Raw genomic sequence first — 15,276 nt, forward strand, 5'->3', positions numbered from 1 at the left:
TTCAGGTGCCGAGGGATGTCAGTACGTCGCGCCGCAGCGCCACCCGTGCCGGATCGTCGTGCGCGGCACGCTCCCGGGGCCGGGGCACGTCGCGTACGGCGGTGAGGCGGCCGGCGCCGAGCAGGGCCACCCGGTCGCCGAGGAACAGGGCCTCGTCCACGTCGTGGGTGACGAAGACGACGGTGGCGCCGGTGCCGCACAACACCTCCACCAGCAGGTCCTGCATGCCGGCGCGGGTCTGGGCGTCGAGGGCGCCGAAGGGTTCGTCCATCAGGACCGCGCGGGGGTGCCCGGCCAGCGCGCGGGCCAACTGGGCGCGCTGGCGCTGCCCCCCGGAGACGCGGTGCGGCAACTGCCGTGCCTGCGCGGTGAGCCCGACGCGGTCCAGCCAGGACGCCGCCTGGTCCCGGCGTTCGGCGCGGGGCAGGCCCTGGATGGCGAGGGGGAGTTCGACGTTGGCGCGCAGGGTGCGCCAGGGCAGGAGGGCGTCCTCCTGGAAGACCAGCGCGCGGTCCGCTCCCGGGCCGGTGATCAGGTGCCCGTCCTGTTCCGCCGTCCCGGCCAGTGGGGGCAGCAGCCCGGCCAGGGTGCGCAGCAGGGTCGACTTGCCGCAGCCGGAGGGGCCGACCACCGTGAGGATCTCGCCGGGGGAGACGCCGACGTCCACGCCGGTCAGCGCGGTGGCGCCGGGGCGGCCGAGGGTGGCGTCGCGGAGGGTGAGCCGGGTGCCGCGCGGGGTTCGGGTCCCGGGGGCGGTCTTCGTGCCGGTCCCGGTTCCGGTCGCCGTCCCGGCCTCGGTGTCGGTCCCGGCCTCAGTCTCGGACGAGGTGCTCATCGCGTGCCTCCTCGGGTTCGGTGCTCGTGGGCACGGCGGTGTCCGCGGACGAGGGTGCCGCGCCGGCCCGCCGTACGGACCTCGGCCGGGCGGCGGGGACGTACGCCGTGCGGGGCAGCCAGTGGGTCAGGCGGCGGCCCAGCAGTTCGACGGCGGTGGAGGTGAGCCAGCCGAGTACGCCGATGGTGACCATGCCGACGAAGACGCCCGGGTAGTCGACGACGGTGTAGTCCTGCCAGGTGCGGTAGCCGACGCCGTACTGGCCGGAGATCATCTCGGCGGAGATCACGCAGATCCACGAGACGCCGATGCCGACCGACAGACCGCCGAACACGCCGGGCAGGGCGCCCGGCAGGACCACCGAGGCGAGCACCCGCCACCGGCCGCCGCCCATGGTGCGGACCGCCTCCTCCCACGTCGGCGCGAGCGCGCGGACCGCGTGCCGGGTGGAGACCAGCACCGGGAAGAAGGCGGCGGTGCCGGTGATGAAGACGATGCCCTGCTCGTTGGAGGGGAAGAGGAGGATCGCCACGGGGACGAGGGCGATCGCGGGGACGGGGCGGATCACCTCCAGCACCGGGCCGAGCAGGTCCTCGGCAAGTCGCGAGCGGGCCACGAGCACGCCGGTGGCCACGCCCAGGACGGCGGCGAGAAGGAAGCCGCTGACGATGCGGGTGAGGCTGTCGGTGAGGTCCGTCCAGTAGTCGGGTCCCGCCAGCCGGTCGGCGAAGGCGTGGGCCACGTCGGTGACGGTGGGGAACTGCGAGAAGCGCAGCCACAGGTCGACGTCCCGGCTGGTCAGCAGCTGCCAGAGACCGAGGGCGGCGGCGAGCGAGACGACGCGCAGCGCGTACCGGATCACGACGCCCGCTCCAGCGCCTCGGCGTACGTGACGACGCGGGCCCCGCCGTGGTCGGCGACGTACTCCCGCGCGGTCTCCGGGGCGAGGAAGGGCAGCAGTTCGGTGCCGTCGGCCACCCACACCGACTGGTCGGCGAACCACGGGGTGCCGGTGGTGGCGTCGGGGACGTAGGCGGCGCGCACCTCGTCGCGGTGGGCGGCCACGTGCTTCAGCAGGGCGCCGGGGGAGGTGAAGGAGAGGGTCTTGCCCGCTCCCTTCGGCCAGGCCTCCCCGGCCGGCTTCGGGGGCCCGGCGGCGAGCCGATCGGCGTACGCGGCAGGACCGAGCGCCTTCTTGACGTACCGGTCGTCGACGAAGGCGTCCACGTCCACGTCGCCGGTGAGCTTCGCGTCCCGGAGGATCGACACGTCCTTCTTGAGGGCCGCGACGAGCTGGGGCTTGATCGCCGGGTCGAAGGTGGCGATGCCCTGGGCGCCGTTGTAGAGGTAGACGGCCTCGGCGGGCAGGCCGGTGGCCTTGGCGACCTTCTCGGCGGCGGCCACCGGGTGGGCGTCGAGATAGTCGGTCGCCTGCGCCTGGGCCCTCAGGAACGCCTCCAGTACGGCGGGGCGCTGCTTGGCGAAGTCCTCGCGGGCGGTGACGCCGTGGAAGGTGGGCAGGTCGAGCCGCGCACCGTCGTACAGGGCCTTCGCCTTGCCCTGGTGGGTGAGCAGGCCGGGCCACGCGACGAACTGGGACAGGGCGTCCGCGCTGCCCGAGGAGAGGGCCGAGGCGCCCACCGCGGGCTGCTGGTTGAGTTTCTCGATGTCCTCGGCGGGGTCGAGGCCGGCGCGTTGCAGGGCTCGTACGAGCGTGCCGTCGGCGGCCGAGCCGACGCTCGTCGAGACCTTCTTGCCCTTGAGGTCCTTCAGGGAGGTGAGCGAGGACCCGGGTGCGGTCACGATGGTGTTGAGGCCGCCGCGGAGGTTGTAGCCGGTGACCGAGACCAGGCGGGTGGGCTTGCCGAGCTGCTTGCCGCGGGCCGCGTTGATGAGCAGCGGGAAGTCGCCCATCGAGCCTATGTCGATCTTCCCGGCGGTCATCTGGGCGGTGATGGGGGCGCCGGTGGCGTAGTCCTGCCAGTCCACCTTGTAGGTGACGCCGTCGCCGAGGGCGTTGAGCTGCCGCTCGAAGTGGCCGAGGGAGCGGAGCAGGGTGCCGGCGGTGACCGTGTTGATCGTCCGGGACTGGTAGCCGACGGTCACGGTGACCGCGGAGCCGTCCCCGCCGGCCGACGCGTCGCCGCCGCAGGCGGTGAGGGAGAGGAGCAGGGCCACGGCGGCCGCGGACGCGGTGGCGGGAAACGCGGCGCGTTTCGGTTTCATGGGAGTCGGCCTCTCACCGGAGCAGGTAGGGCATGTTGACCGTGACCGCCCCGGTGGGGCAGCGGGCGGCGCACGGGCCGCAGTACCAGCACTCGTCGACGTGCATGTAGGCCTTGCCGTTGCGCTCGTCGATGGCGAGGGAGTCCAGCGGGCACATGTCCACGCAGAGGGTGCAGCCTTCGATGCACTTCGACTCGTCGATGGTCACGGGCACGTCGGCCCGCTGGGGCGCCAAGGGCATGGCTGTCTCCAGGGAGGGTGCGCGGAAGGGATGTTCAGAGGGACCGGTGCAGCAACCCGCTCATCGCGATGCGATCGCCGCGGAAGCGGACGAACTCCAGGTCCACGGGGCGGCCGTCGGCGAGGTGGGTGAGCCGTTCCAGCATGAGGACGGCGGTGCCGCGCGGCGCCTCCAGCACGGCGGCGGTGTGCGCGTCCGCGGTCACCGCCTCCAGGGTGATGTCGGCGTGGCCGAGTGGCAGGCCGGTGACGGATTCCAGGAGGCGGAAGACGTCGGTGTTCTCCAGGTCGGCGCCGAGCAGGGCGGTACCGATGTCGAGGGGCAGGTAGGTGAGGTCGAGGGAGAGGGGGACGCCGCCCAGGCGGCGCAGACGCTCGATGTAGAGGACGTCGGCGCCGGGCGGTACGCGGAGGCGTTCGGCGACCGGGGCGGGGGCCGGCACGGGGACCGTGGTGCGGACCTCGTTGGTGACGCGGCCCTGTTCGTGCAGGGTCTCCGCGAGGCCCATCAGGCGGTCGAGCCCGTGGGCGAACTTGCGGGCCACGACCACGGTGCCGATGCCGGGCCGGCGGGCCACGAGGCCCTCGGCGCGCAGCAGGTCCAGGGCTTGGCGGACGGTGTTGCGGGTGGCGCCGTAGTCGACGGCCAGGGCGTCCTCGTGGGGGAGTGTGCCGTCGGGGAAGGCGTCGTCCAGGAGTTGGCGGCGGAGCAGGTCGGCGAGCTGACGGGCCCGGTCGGCGCGCAACCGGCGGCGCGCGCGGTGGGCGGCGACGGTGGTCGCGCCCTGGCCGGCGTGGTCGCGGATGCGGTCGGTGGGCGGCATGGCTGGAACCATACCTATCCGGTGGGGTTAGTGGTGTTGCTGGATTGTTGCGCCACCGGGGGCTCCGCCGGTTGGGGGGATGAGCTGGGGTTTCTGGGAGGGTGGGCGGACTTCTGCCACAGGTTTCGCGGAGTTGCCCGGCGCCGTTGTGGGCAGGGGGTGGGTGTCGCGGCCCGGCGTTGCGGGGTGCCGCTCTCTTTGGGACGGGTGCCGCCCCAGCGGCACGACTGCCCGCAGCTGGGGGGGGATCTACGCCAACGCCGTCAGACCCGGCGCGAAGGTGATCAAGAGGGGGACGAGGGGCACCAGCGCGGCCGTTGCCGTGGTCAGGGCGCGGTGGCGTGGGGTCAGGCGGGGCGGGGGTTCCAGGAGGCGGTCGACTCGTTCGCCCAGGAGGCGGTGGCTGGAGGCGCAGGACAGGACGCCGCGGTGCTGGTTCAGCTCGATCAGGGCCAGCGCCGTGGTCAGGTGGCCGCAGCGACGGGAGGCGGTGTCGTCGGCGGACAGTTCGACCAGGCGATGCGTCTGGTCGCAGAAGTGGGCGAAGAGCGGGACGCGCGGGAAGCCGGTGGCCAGCGCGGTGGACAGGTGCAGCAGCCAGTCGTGGCGGGCCCGGGCGTGGCCGCGCTCGTGGGTGAGCACGGCGTCGAGCTGGTGGTCGGTGAGGCGGTGCAGGGCGCCCGTGGTGACGATCAGCTGGGCCGGACTGCCCGGCAGCCACCAGGCGTCCGGGTACTCGTCCTCCAGGACCAGCAGCGGCCCGCGGGCGGCGGGGAGCCCGGCGGGCAGGTCGGGGGCGCGCTCGCGCAGGTGCGCGCGGGACCGGGCGCGCCGCCTGCGGGCCTCGACGAGTTCGCGGCCCAGCATCGCGGTCGTCCAGGCGGCGCCGGCGGCCAGCAGCAGGGTGAGGACGGCCGCCCAGGCCGGCCCGGCGGAGAGGTTGTACGCGGCGGTCACCGCGGGCGGCGCCGGTGCGAAGAGCTGGGCGCGGACGGTGCCGAAGACGGCGGTGGCACCGAGGGTCAGGGCCGTCAGACAGCACAGCAGGACGGTGGCGACCAGGCACTGCCACACCCACAGTGCGACCACGGGGTCCCGCTCGGGCCACGCGGACCGGGTCAGCGCGCGCGGCACCGGCACCGCGGCGGTCACGGCGACGGCGAACAGCAGGAGCAGGCAGACGGTCATGCCACTGGCTCCGGATCCTGGTCGAGAGGACGGGCGGCTCTGGCAGGGCGGGGCTTGAACGCGGGGCGGGGTGACGCGCACACCGCCCGACGCCAGTATGCCGCTGTCGGGCGGTGGGAGTCAGGTGTCGGCGGCCACCGGATCCGGGATCCCCGCCGCTGCCCGCCCTCAGGCCCGCTGCTGCCCGGCCCTCAGAGGGCCTCCGCTGCCCGGCCCTCAGACCCTCCGTCCGACCACGCGTCCCGTCACCTCGCCCAGACCCACCCGGATCCCGTCCGGACCCGGTGCCCACGCCGACAGGGTCACCATGTCCCCGTCCTCCAGGAACGTCCGCTTGCCGTCGGGGAGTTCCAGCGCGTCGCGGCCGTTCCAGGTCAGCTCCAGCAGCGACCCGCGTTCCCGTTCGCCGGGTCCGCTCACCGTGCCCGAGCCGTAGAGGTCGCCGGTGCGCAGTGAGGCGCCGTTGACGGTCATGTGGGCCAACTGCTGGGCGGCCGTCCAGTACATGGTGGAGAACGGCGGCTCGGAGACGACGTGACCGTTGACCGCGACGGTGATCCGCAGGTCGTAGCCGCCGGGCTCGGCGTGGTCGTCGGCCGTGTCGTCCAGGTAGGGCAGCAGCTCGTGCGTGCGCGCGGGGGGCGCCACCCGCGCCTCCTCCAGGGCGTCCAGCGGCGTGATCCACGCCGACACCGAGGTGGCGAAGGACTTGCCGAGGAACGGGCCGAGGGGGACGTACTCCCAGGCCTGGACGTCCCGCGCGGACCAGTCGTTGAGCAGGCAGAGCCCGAAGACGTGCTCGCGGAAGTCGCCGAGTGCGACCGGGGCGCCCGGTTCGGACGGCACCCCCACCACGAACCCGACCTCGGCCTCGATGTCGAGGCGGACGGACGGGCCGAAGACGGGCGCGGCGTCGGCCGGTGCCTTGCGCTGCCCGGACGGGCGTACGACGTCGGTGCCCGAGACGAACACCGTGCCGGAGCGGCCGTGGTAGCCGATCGGGAGGTGCTTCCAGTTCGGGGTGAGGGAGTCGGCGGCGTCGGGGCGGAAGATCTGGCCGACGTTGCGGGCGTGGTTCTCGGAGGCGTAGAAGTCGACGTAGTCCGCGACCTCGAACGGCAGGTGCAGGGTCACCGACGACAGCGGGTGGAAGAGGGGTTCCAGCGTCTCGCGGTGGGAGGGCACCGTCACCCAGGCCGTCAGCGCGCGCCGCACGTCGGACCAGGCCGTGCGACCGGCCGCCAGCAGCGGGTTGAGGGTGGGCCGCGCGAGCAGGGAGGCGTACGGCGATCCGAGCGCGTGGGCCGCCGCGCCGGCGTCGAGGACGTGGTCGCCGAGGCGGACGCCCACCGTCCGCTCCTGCGTGCCGGGGATCGAGAACACGCCGTACGGAAGGTTGTGCGGGCCGAAGGGGTCGCCCTCGGGGACATCGAAGGGGGGCATCGGGTGCTGCCTCGCTTTCGTGCTCGCCATGTGCGCCGTGCGCGCCGTGTGCGCCACGTGGCGGGTGTGCGCCGCGTGGTGCGTGGACTGGCCACACGTTACGGGTGACACGGCGGTCTTGGGCAGTGCGGCGGGAGGTGGCTCCATGTGGGGGACGAGGGCGTGCGCAGGCGGGCCGACGTGCGCGGAGCGGCCCGCGCGCCGGTGCGCGAGAGGCGGGAAGTGACCGTGGGACGGGACCTTCGCCGGCGGCGCACGCCCGCGCGCACGGTTGTGGATGTGGCGCTCCGCGTCCGTTCGTGTGCGGGAAGTTGTCCACAGGCCGACACGCAATCTTGACGGAGCGGTGCGAACAGGGAGACTCTGGGCGGGTGCCGGGAGGTCTCGGGGAGGGGGCCGTCGACGGCACATCTGGGGGGAACGGATGGCCATTGGGGAGGCCGGTCCGGGTTCGGGGCGGGATGGTTCACGGCCGGGCAGACGGCTGGAAGAGACCATGCGCGGCCGGCTCGACCGGGAATGCGTGTATGTACCGTCATGCCGATTCGGGCTGTACGCGGCACTGCGTCACTGGTGCCCGCCCGGCGGCCGGGTCCTGATGTCACCGGTCAACGACGATGTCATCTTCTTCGTCGTGCTCGCGGCCGGGCTGCGCCCCGTACAGGCGCCGCTGGACCCGTCGGACGCGTCCATCGACGTCGACGCCGTGCCCGACGACGTCTGGGGCTCGCTGTCCGCCGTACTGACGACCAACCTGTACGGCAACCCGGACCAGGCGCCCCGGTTGCGCGCCCGCTGCGACGCCCTGGGCATCCCGCTGTTCGAGGACGCGGCGCACGCCATCGGCAGCGAAGTGGGCGGCCGGCCGGTCGGCGCCTGGGGCGACGCCTCCGTCTTCAGCCTGTCCAAGCACGTCGGCGCCAAGGCCGGGGGCATCCTCGCGGTCGCCGACCCGGGGCTGCGGGAGACGCTGGCGAAGGCCTGCGAAGACCTGCTGATGCCGCGCCGTACGAGGGCCGAAGTCGCCTACGCCGCACGGCCGTACGCGGAGGCCGCCGTGCGCGGGCTGGGGCTGCGCACGGCCGCCTGGGCCACGCTGCGGCTGCTGGGGCGGATGGAGCGCGAGGAGATCCGGATGCCGCTGCGTCCGGAGGAGCTGGCCCGCGCCGCCGCCTCGGCACCCGGCCTCGACGCCCACGACCCCTGGGTCCGCGTCGACATGCACGACTACCGGCTGCGCGGCGGCCGGTTCCGGCTCGGCCGGATCGGGCGCGGGCTCGACCGGCTGGACCAGGTACTGGCGGACTGCCGGGTGGGGACGGAGCTGCTGCTGTCGACGCCCTGGGCGGGACCGGCCGGGTGGGAGGGAACGCGGAGCCGGACCCCCGGCAGGACACAGCCCCTGTTCCGCGTGCCGCTGCTCGTGGCCGACCGGGACGCGGCGGTCCGGGCGCTGGCCCGGCGCGGCATCATCGTCGGCTACCTCTACGACCCGCCGCTCGACGACTACGCGGGCGCCGCCTTCACCGACCCGTCGCCCGCGCCCGAGGGGGCACGCTGGTTCGCGCGGCACGCGCTGCCCGTCGAACCGCTGCGGGCCCGCGCCGTGATCGCGGCGCTCGAGGAGTCCGGCGTACGACCGGCCAAGGCACCGGAGGGGTTGATTCCGTCCGGTGGCTGAGACCCGGGTGCACGAGACGGCCGTCGAGCCGGCGGACGGCGGCACCGCGCTGCCCGAGAGCGGGCACGGGGGCGACTCGCTCTTCAAGAACGCCTACTTCCTGATGCTCAGCACCGGCGTCTCGGCCGTGCTCGGCCTCGGCTTCTGGCTCGTGGCCGCCCGCTACTACTCGGAGGAGGCCGTCGGACAGGGCTCCGCCGCCATCGCCGCCATGCGGCTGCTCGCCAGCATCACGGCGACGACGATGATCGGCGCCGTGGTCCGCTTCGTGCCGCGCGCGGGCCGCGCCACCGGACCGCTGGTGTGGCGTGCGTACGCGGCGAGTTCGGTGGTCGTCGCCGTCGCCGCGGTGGTCTTCCTGCTCACTCTCGACCTGTGGGGTGCCTCGTACGCGCCGCTGGGCACCGCCGCGATGGGGACCCTGTTCGTCCTGGCGTGCGTGGCCTGGGCGCTGCTCACCCTCCAGGACGGTGTGCTGACCGGCTTGCGCAAGGCGGAGTGGGTGCCCGCGGGGAACGCGGTGTTCTCGGTCGGGAAGCTGATCCTGCTCGCCCTCTTCGCCGCCTCGCTGCCGGTGCTCGGCATCTTCGTGTCCTGGGCCGTGGCCATCGCCTTCTCCACCCTGCCGCTGGGCTGGCTGATCTTCCGCAGGCTGATCCCGCGCCAGGCCGAGGCCGACCGCGACGTGGAGCCGCCGAAGACCCGCGAGATGGGGCGCTTCCTGGCCGGGGACTCGCTGGGTGCGCTGTTCAGCCTGGCGATGATCAATCTGCTGCCGGTGATGGTCGCGGTCAACTTCAGCGCCGCGCAGAACGGCTACTTCTACGTGGCCTACACCGTCGGCGGCACGATGGAGTTCATGGCCATCAACATGGCCTCCTCGCTCACCGCGCACGCCTCGCACGACCCGCGCCGCCTCGCCGACGGCATCCGGGGAGCGCTGCGCCGCATGACGGTGCTGCTGGTGCCGGTGGTGCTCTTCCTGGTCGTCTTCGCCCCGCAGATCCTCGCGCCCTTCGACGAGGACTACGCCGAGCACGGCTCCACGGTGCTGCGGCTGCTCGCCCTCGGGGCGCTGCCGAGGATCGTGGTCGAGCTGTACATCGGCGTACTCCGCGTCCAGGGGCGCACCGGCGTGCTCGCCGCGGTGCAGGGCGCCATGTGCGTCCTCGTCCTGGGCAGCGCGGCGATGCTGTTCACGCCGGCCGGGATCTCCGGTGCCGGCTGGGCGGTGCTGGTGAGCATGACGGTGGTCGCCCTGGGCTGCGCACCCGGCCTGCGCTCCGCCCTGCGGGGCATCGAAGGGGCCGGTCGTTCCGGCGACCCGGCTGCCACGGTGGACACCGGCCCGCTCGGACCGAAGCCACGGCCCGGTGCCTCCCACGGCCACGGCCCGGCCCGGCTGAACCCCACCGCCGGGTACGGCACGACCTGGGCCCGGCGGGCGGCGTCCGAGCACGGACGGTCCGAGGACGCGTCCGGGGAGGACACCGTCGCCCTGTTCATAGGGCGCCCCGGGTACGAACGGGAGGCCCTGGAGGCGGACACCCTCGCCGTGATCCGCCGGCCACGCCACCCCGACCCGGACGCCCACGTCCACGACCCGGACACGCACGTCCACGGACCGGACGCCCACGTCCACGCCGCGAACGCCGACGCCCCCGGTCCCCACGACGACGACCCGGGCCCGATCCCCGAGCGCTGCCTCAGGCCCGCCCTGTGGCTGCTGTTCGCCGCCGCCACCGTCGTCTTCTGGGCGGCGTCGCGCGGACTGCCCTGGCTGGACGGCACGTCCGGGACCGGCGCCGAACTCACCGGCCGGGAGCTGCTGCGCGGGCTGCCCCTCCCGGCGCTGGTCGCGGGCGCCCTGCTGCTCGTGGTGTTCGTCGCGGCGGTGACCCTGTCCGTACGCCCCGACCCTTGGCTCCCCGGCGCCGCGCTGGGCTCCGCCGTACTCGCGCTGCACGCGGCGCCCGTCGCCCTCGGCCGGGAACCGGAGGCGGTGGGCGGGGAGTTGTACGCGAGGGCCGCCGGATTCCTCGCGGAGGCGCTGGGCCTCGACGGACCGGACCCGGTCCTGCGCTGGGCACCGCTCGTCCTCCAGTTGCTGTGCCTCCTGCCGCTGTGGAGGCTGCTCACGAAGGCGGGCAACCGGCTGCCCTGGCAGGGGCGCTGGGGTGTCCTCTATCTCGCCGCGGTCGGGAGCTGGCTCTGGCGGCAGGAACTCGCGCCGGTGGCGCCGCCGCTCCTCCTGCTGCTCGTCCTCGCCGCCCTGCTCCTGTCGGTGCGCCGCCCGGCCGAGTCTCCGCACCACACAAGACCCACCGAACACACCACCAATCACACCACCAATCACACCCAACACATCAGCGACAGCAGCAACCACACCAGCCACACCAGCCACACCAGCCACACCAGACCGACAGACACGTTCCGGGACTGATCAAGCACAGAGCCGATTCGCCAGGGGGGAACCGTCGTGCGTCCGCCAGCAACTCCACGGGAGAGATCCGCACCAGAGCCCGTGCCCGAGACCGGGGAGACCCCCGAACACCCCGAGCACGACTCCCGCACCTCGCAGGAGGCGGCCACCACGCGTTCGCACGAGGCCTCCGCCCGGCCGGACCCGTCCGCCCCCGCCCCCACCCCCGCCGCCCGGCCCGCAGTTCCGCTGCTCGCGGCGCTCGCCCTGTGGGTCTACGCGGTGCGGCACACCGACGTGTCCGCCCTGGACGACTACGGCCTCGTCAGCGCGCTGCACCCCACCTTCTGGGCCGGCCTCGCCGTGCTCACCGCGGGCTTCTGGTTCACGGTCCGCGACCCGCACCGCCGGGCCGCCTGGCCGGCGGCGTACGTCCTCGGACTGCTGGTGATCGAGCGGGCCACCCAGGCCGTGCTCTACCCGACCCCGCTGTACGCGTGGGCGTGGAAGCACGACGCGGTCATCGACCACCTGCTGACGTCCGGCGGACTCCAGAGCGCGGACCAGCTCGGCGACATGGCGGTGTACGACCAGTGGCCCGGCTTCTTCGCGGCGCAGGCCGCGCTGGTGCGGCTGCTGGGCGTGGACAACGCGGCGATGTACATGGCGTGGTGGCCGCTGGTCTCCAGCGTGCTGCTGCTCCTGCCGCTGCTGCTCATCTACCGGACTTTCACCGAGGACCGGCGCCTGATCTGGACCGCCGTGTGGCTGTTCTGCGTCGGCAACTGGGTGGGCCAGGACTACTTCTCGCCGCAGTCCGTCGCCTTCGCCCTGCACCTGGGCGTCCTCGCGGTCGTCCTGCGCCGCTACGGCCGTCCCGGCGGCCGGAGCGACCGGCAGCGGCAGGCGGTGTGGACCGTGCTGCTCAGCGTGCTGGTCATCGCCATCGTCGTCTCGCACCAGCTGACGCCCGGCATGCTCGTCGTCACGCTCCTCGCGCTGGCCTTCACCCGACGCCACCGCGACTGGGTCCCGCTGGTCACCACGGTCGTGATCTTCCTGGCCTGGTGTCTCACCGCCGCGCTGCCCTTCCTGTCCGCGGCCATGCCGGACCTGATCCGTTCCGTCGGCGACATCGGCGCCAACGTCGAGACCGGGTACGGGTCCACGCCCACCGGCACCGGCGCGGTCGCCACCTCCTGGGCGGCCCGGCTGCTCTCGGGTTCCGTACTGCTGCTGGCGCTGGCCGGCGTACTGCGCCAAAGGACGCTGCGGCAGCGGGCGCTGCCGCTGCTGCTGGTCGCGGCAGCCCCGTTGCCGATGTTCGTGGCGAGCAGTTACGGCAGCGAGATGATCTTCCGGGTGCTGATGTTCATGCTGCCCGGCGCGGCCTTCTTCGCCGCCGCCGCGCTGCTGCCCAGGGTCCCCGCGCCGGCCGCCGACACGCGGGAGACGGAGCGTGGAGCACCGCCCGCCCCCGCCCCACGCCGCCGGTCCCCCCTGCCCTCGCTGCCGCCCCTGCGGTACGCGGCCTGGCTGTCACCGCTCGTGCTGCTCGCCGGGACCCTCGCCTTCGTACCGAGCTACTCGGGCAAGGACCGCGTCAACTACTTCCCGCCCGGCGAGGTGGCGCTCGTGCGGCAGCTCTTCGACCAGGCGCCCGACGACTCCCTCGTCGTCGCCGCCAACCGCAACTACCCGCTCGCCTACGAGCAGTACTGGCGGGTCGACCACTACTGGTTCCTCGAGGACACCCGGACCCACGTCGACGACATCGTGCGCGACCCGTCGGCCGTCCTCGCCCGCGACATGGCCGGCGTGGAAGCACCGGCCCGCGCCTACTTCCTGCTCACCCAGGGGCAGGTGGCCAACTCCGAGATGAACGGCCAGCTGAACAAGGCCCAGTTGAGACGCGTCCGGGAGTCCGTCGCGGACTCGCCGCGCTTCGAGCGCGTGGCGCAGAACAGCGCGGGCGTGCTCTACGTCCTGAAACCGGCGAGCTGAGGAGGGCACCCACCATGACACCGCAGGACCTCGTGATCCGCATGCTGCCCCCCTTCGCCGGCTGGCTGGCGCTCGCCGCGCTCGCCCTGCCCGGCGGCTCCCCGCTGCGCGGCGCGGCCGTCGCCGTCTTCCTGGCCGTCGGCCCCGGCGCCGCCCTGGTCAGAATCTGCGGGCCCGCCCTCCGGGCCCGCCGTGCCGAGGCCCCCGCCGAGCACCGGGAAGACGCCTTCGAGCGCCACTCCGACCTGCTGGAACAGCTGGTGCTGGCCGTCCTGCTGAGCGTCAGCGCCGCGATCCTCGTCGCCACGGCGCTGATCGCCACGCACGCCCTCAGCGGCGACCGCGTCCTGCTGGCGCTCACCCTGCTGACCACCCTCGCCGCCTTCTGCCCGAGCCTGCGTGCCCTGCCGGCGCCCAGGACGGCGCCGGGCGCCGCGCCACCGACACGGAAGGGTTCCACTCTGTGAGGTTCGCCCGTCCCGCTCGCCGCACCAACGCGGACTCGACGACCGGACAGCACCGCCGACCAACGCACCCGACGCGCCCCGCACGCCCCGCGACCCCGGGCAGGCGCCGCCTGCTGATCACGTCCATCACCGCCATCTGCGCGGTCCTGGTCGCGGTGCTCGCCCTGCGCGACGCCTCGGGACCCGCCGACCCGGCCGACGACCCGAGATGCCGCCCCACCGCCCTCCTCGAACCGCCCTGCGGCGCCTGGTTCGGCGCCTTCGTGCCGCACGACAAGTCCGACCTGGCCGCGAAGGTCCGGGAGTACGAGAAGAACGTCGGCCGTGGGCTCGACATCGTGTACACGTACCACGACATGTCCGCCGTCACGGAGACCCGGCTGGAGGGCCAGCTCCTCACCGAGCAGGAACAGCGCGTCGGCGAGGACCGCATGCTGCTGCTGTCCTGGGAGAGCAAGTGGTGGGGCGGCACCAAGGGCCGGCAGCCCACCTGGAGGCAGATCGCCGCCGGCGACCTGGACGAGTCGGTGATCGACGTCCAGGCGCGGCGCGTCAAGGAGTACGGGCAGCGCACGGGCAAGAAGGTGTTCCTCTCCTTCGACCTGGAGATGGACACCCGCACCCCGGACAACGGCACCCCCGCCGACTACGTCCGCGCCTACCGCCACATCCACGACCGCTTCCGCGAACTGGGCGTCGACAACGTGGTGTGGACCTGGATCATCACCGGATACCTGAACCACGGCGACCTGTTCGAGCGGATGTACCCGGGCGACGACTACGTCGACTGGATCGGCTACAACCAGTACAACTACTACCTCTGCCACAAGACCGGCTGGCTCAGCTTCGCGCAGACGCAGTACGCCACCCACGACTGGATCCGCGCCCACATCTCCGACGACAAGCCCCTGATGCTCTCGGAGTTCGGCAGCGCCTCCGACCCGAAGCGCCCGGACCGGCAGGCGGAGTGGTACGCGCAGGTGCCCCGGGTGCTCAAGGACCTGGAAGGCGTCAAGGCGGCCCTCCAGTGGAACTACCGCGACCCGGGACCGCACTGCAACCTGGCCGTGGCGAACGGCCAGGCGTGGGACAGCCTGCGGGAGGTGGCCGCCGACCCGCACCTCAACCAGCCGCACGGCTGACCGCCACCCCGCCGGACAGGCCCTACCCCGCGAACTCGGGGCCCCGCACCATCGCCCGCCCCCGCCGGTACCAGCGCCACGCGACGGTCTTCGGGCCGTCGCGGTAGGGGGCGACGCGGGCGCCGCCGCCCGCCAGCCAGGACTCGACGTCGGCGACCGTGTGGCTCCGCCGCACGATCAGCCGGGCGATGCGGTACCGCTCGTCGCGGTCCGAGCTGAGCGCGTGCCGCACGGCGGTCGCCGTCTCGTACCCGGCCCGGGCCGACGACGCCCGCACCTTCGCGCTGTTGTAGCCGTGCGGGTAGGCGAGGTGGCGGACCGGATGCCCGAGGGCGTCCTCCAGGACCGCCTTGGACTCGCGGAGTTCGTGCGCCAGGGCCGTGCCGGACAGGGTGTCGAGCTGCGCGTGCGTGACGGTGTGGCTGCCGATCTCCATGCCGGAACGTTCCAGCCCGGCCACCGCGTCCAGCGTCATCATCGGGGCGGGCGGCAGCAGACTGCGGCCGCCCGGCACGATGGCCCCGGTGGTGAGGTACGCGGTGGCGGGCAGCGCCCGCTCGGCCAGCGCCTCGGCGGTGGGCCCGGGCAGGTCGGCGAAGCCGTCGTCGAAGGTGAGCAGCACCGGCCGGGGCGGCAGCGGCGCCCGCCCGGCGAGATGGTCGGCGAGCGCACTGATCGTGACGGGCCTCATGCCGCTGTCGACGATCGCGTCCAGCTGCGCGGCGAACTCCTTCGGCGTGACGGTGAACTCGGCGATCCACGACGGCGGGTCCTCCATCACCGCGTGGTACAGGAACACGGGTA

At 73.6% G+C, this 15,276-nt stretch carries 13 protein-coding genes; 5 read left to right on the forward strand and 8 right to left on the reverse strand.

Annotated features, from left to right (window positions below):
• Window position 1 precedes the first annotated feature (1 nt).
• The 7 genes from OIE75_RS22090 to fahA all read right to left on the reverse strand — a co-directional run bounded on the left by OIE75_RS22090 (window position 2) and on the right by fahA (window position 6,756).
• Entirely contained in the window at window positions 2–835 is an 834-nt protein-coding gene (locus OIE75_RS22090; RefSeq protein ID WP_329471920.1) for an ABC transporter ATP-binding protein, read from the reverse strand.
• Window positions 813–1,697 (reverse strand): ABC transporter permease, encoded by an 885-nt coding sequence (locus tag OIE75_RS22095; protein WP_329471921.1) that lies wholly within the window; start codon window positions 1,695–1,697, stop codon window positions 813–815. The genes OIE75_RS22090 and OIE75_RS22095 overlap by 23 nt, the downstream gene beginning before the upstream one ends.
• Complete coding sequence (locus OIE75_RS22100) at window positions 1,694–3,061, reverse strand: ABC transporter substrate-binding protein (RefSeq protein ID WP_329471922.1); 1,368 nt, start codon at window positions 3,059–3,061, stop codon at window positions 1,694–1,696. The genes OIE75_RS22095 and OIE75_RS22100 overlap by 4 nt, the downstream gene beginning before the upstream one ends.
• A gap of 13 nt (window positions 3,062–3,074) precedes the next feature.
• Window positions 3,075–3,302 carry a 4Fe-4S dicluster domain-containing protein gene (locus tag OIE75_RS22105; RefSeq protein ID WP_030145386.1) on the reverse strand — a complete coding sequence of 76 codons (228 nt, stop codon included), beginning with the start codon at window positions 3,300–3,302 and terminating at the stop codon, window positions 3,075–3,077.
• 34 nt (window positions 3,303–3,336) lie between these two features.
• Entirely contained in the window at window positions 3,337–4,125 is a 789-nt protein-coding gene (locus OIE75_RS22110) for a GntR family transcriptional regulator (protein ID WP_307014462.1), read from the reverse strand.
• A 249-nt stretch (window positions 4,126–4,374) separates the two neighbouring features.
• A complete protein-coding gene (locus OIE75_RS22115; RefSeq protein ID WP_307014463.1) occupies window positions 4,375–5,313 on the reverse strand; it encodes a M56 family metallopeptidase in 939 nt (312 codons plus the stop codon).
• Between the two features lie 216 nt (window positions 5,314–5,529).
• Window positions 5,530–6,756: a fumarylacetoacetase gene (gene fahA, locus OIE75_RS22120; RefSeq protein ID WP_329471924.1), complete on the reverse strand. Its 1,227-nt coding sequence runs from the start codon at window positions 6,754–6,756 to the stop codon at window positions 5,530–5,532.
• 496 nt (window positions 6,757–7,252) lie between these two features.
• Here fahA and OIE75_RS22125 point away from each other — a divergent pair, with 496 nt between their 5' ends.
• The 5 genes from OIE75_RS22125 to OIE75_RS22145 all read left to right on the forward strand — a co-directional run bounded on the left by OIE75_RS22125 (window position 7,253) and on the right by OIE75_RS22145 (window position 14,472).
• Window positions 7,253–8,437 carry a DegT/DnrJ/EryC1/StrS family aminotransferase gene (locus OIE75_RS22125; protein WP_329471925.1) on the forward strand — a complete coding sequence of 395 codons (1,185 nt, stop codon included), beginning with the start codon at window positions 7,253–7,255 and terminating at the stop codon, window positions 8,435–8,437.
• Window positions 8,430–10,880 carry a lipopolysaccharide biosynthesis protein gene (locus OIE75_RS22130; RefSeq protein ID WP_329471926.1) on the forward strand — a complete coding sequence of 817 codons (2,451 nt, stop codon included), beginning with the start codon at window positions 8,430–8,432 and terminating at the stop codon, window positions 10,878–10,880. Before OIE75_RS22125 ends, OIE75_RS22130 begins: the two co-directional genes overlap by 8 nt.
• Before the next feature lie 81 nt (window positions 10,881–10,961).
• Window positions 10,962–12,863 carry a glycosyltransferase gene (locus OIE75_RS22135; protein WP_329471927.1) on the forward strand — a complete coding sequence of 634 codons (1,902 nt, stop codon included), beginning with the start codon at window positions 10,962–10,964 and terminating at the stop codon, window positions 12,861–12,863.
• A gap of 14 nt (window positions 12,864–12,877) precedes the next feature.
• The gene (locus OIE75_RS22140) at window positions 12,878–13,330 is read left to right on the forward strand and encodes a hypothetical protein (protein WP_329471928.1); all 453 of its coding nucleotides are present in this window, start codon (window positions 12,878–12,880) and stop codon (window positions 13,328–13,330) included.
• Complete coding sequence (locus tag OIE75_RS22145) at window positions 13,327–14,472, forward strand: glycoside hydrolase family 26 protein (RefSeq protein ID WP_329471929.1); 1,146 nt, start codon at window positions 13,327–13,329, stop codon at window positions 14,470–14,472. Before OIE75_RS22140 ends, OIE75_RS22145 begins: the two co-directional genes overlap by 4 nt.
• A gap of 22 nt (window positions 14,473–14,494) precedes the next feature.
• On the opposite strand, the gene OIE75_RS22150 is transcribed toward OIE75_RS22145, so the two are convergent.
• Complete coding sequence (locus OIE75_RS22150) at window positions 14,495–15,250, reverse strand: polysaccharide deacetylase family protein (RefSeq protein WP_329474033.1); 756 nt, start codon at window positions 15,248–15,250, stop codon at window positions 14,495–14,497.
• Window positions 15,251–15,276: the final 26 nt, after the last annotated feature.

This window comes from Streptomyces sp. NBC_01723, from assembly GCF_036246005.1.
GTDB lineage: Bacteria > Actinomycetota > Actinomycetes > Streptomycetales > Streptomycetaceae > Streptomyces.

Excerpts from the sequence above, each read along its gene's own strand:
- fahA (WP_329471924.1), bottom strand. The coding sequence starts at position 6,756 with ATGCCCCCCTTCGATGTCCCCGAGGGCGACCCCTTCGGCCCGCACAAC.
- OIE75_RS22105 (WP_030145386.1), bottom strand. The coding sequence starts at position 3,302 with ATGCCCTTGGCGCCCCAGCGGGCCGACGTGCCCGTGACCATCGACGAG.
- OIE75_RS22090 (WP_329471920.1), bottom strand. The coding sequence starts at position 835 with ATGAGCACCTCGTCCGAGACTGAGGCCGGGACCGACACCGAGGCCGGG.
- OIE75_RS22150 (WP_329474033.1), bottom strand. The coding sequence starts at position 15,250 with ATGGAGGACCCGCCGTCGTGGATCGCCGAGTTCACCGTCACGCCGAAG.
- OIE75_RS22115 (WP_307014463.1), bottom strand. The coding sequence starts at position 5,313 with ATGACCGTCTGCCTGCTCCTGCTGTTCGCCGTCGCCGTGACCGCCGCG.
- OIE75_RS22100 (WP_329471922.1), bottom strand. The coding sequence starts at position 3,061 with ATGAAACCGAAACGCGCCGCGTTTCCCGCCACCGCGTCCGCGGCCGCC.
- OIE75_RS22110 (WP_307014462.1), bottom strand. The coding sequence starts at position 4,125 with ATGCCGCCCACCGACCGCATCCGCGACCACGCCGGCCAGGGCGCGACC.
- OIE75_RS22140 (WP_329471928.1), top strand. The coding sequence starts at position 12,878 with ATGACACCGCAGGACCTCGTGATCCGCATGCTGCCCCCCTTCGCCGGC.
- OIE75_RS22125 (WP_329471925.1), top strand. The coding sequence starts at position 7,253 with ATGCGCGGCCGGCTCGACCGGGAATGCGTGTATGTACCGTCATGCCGA.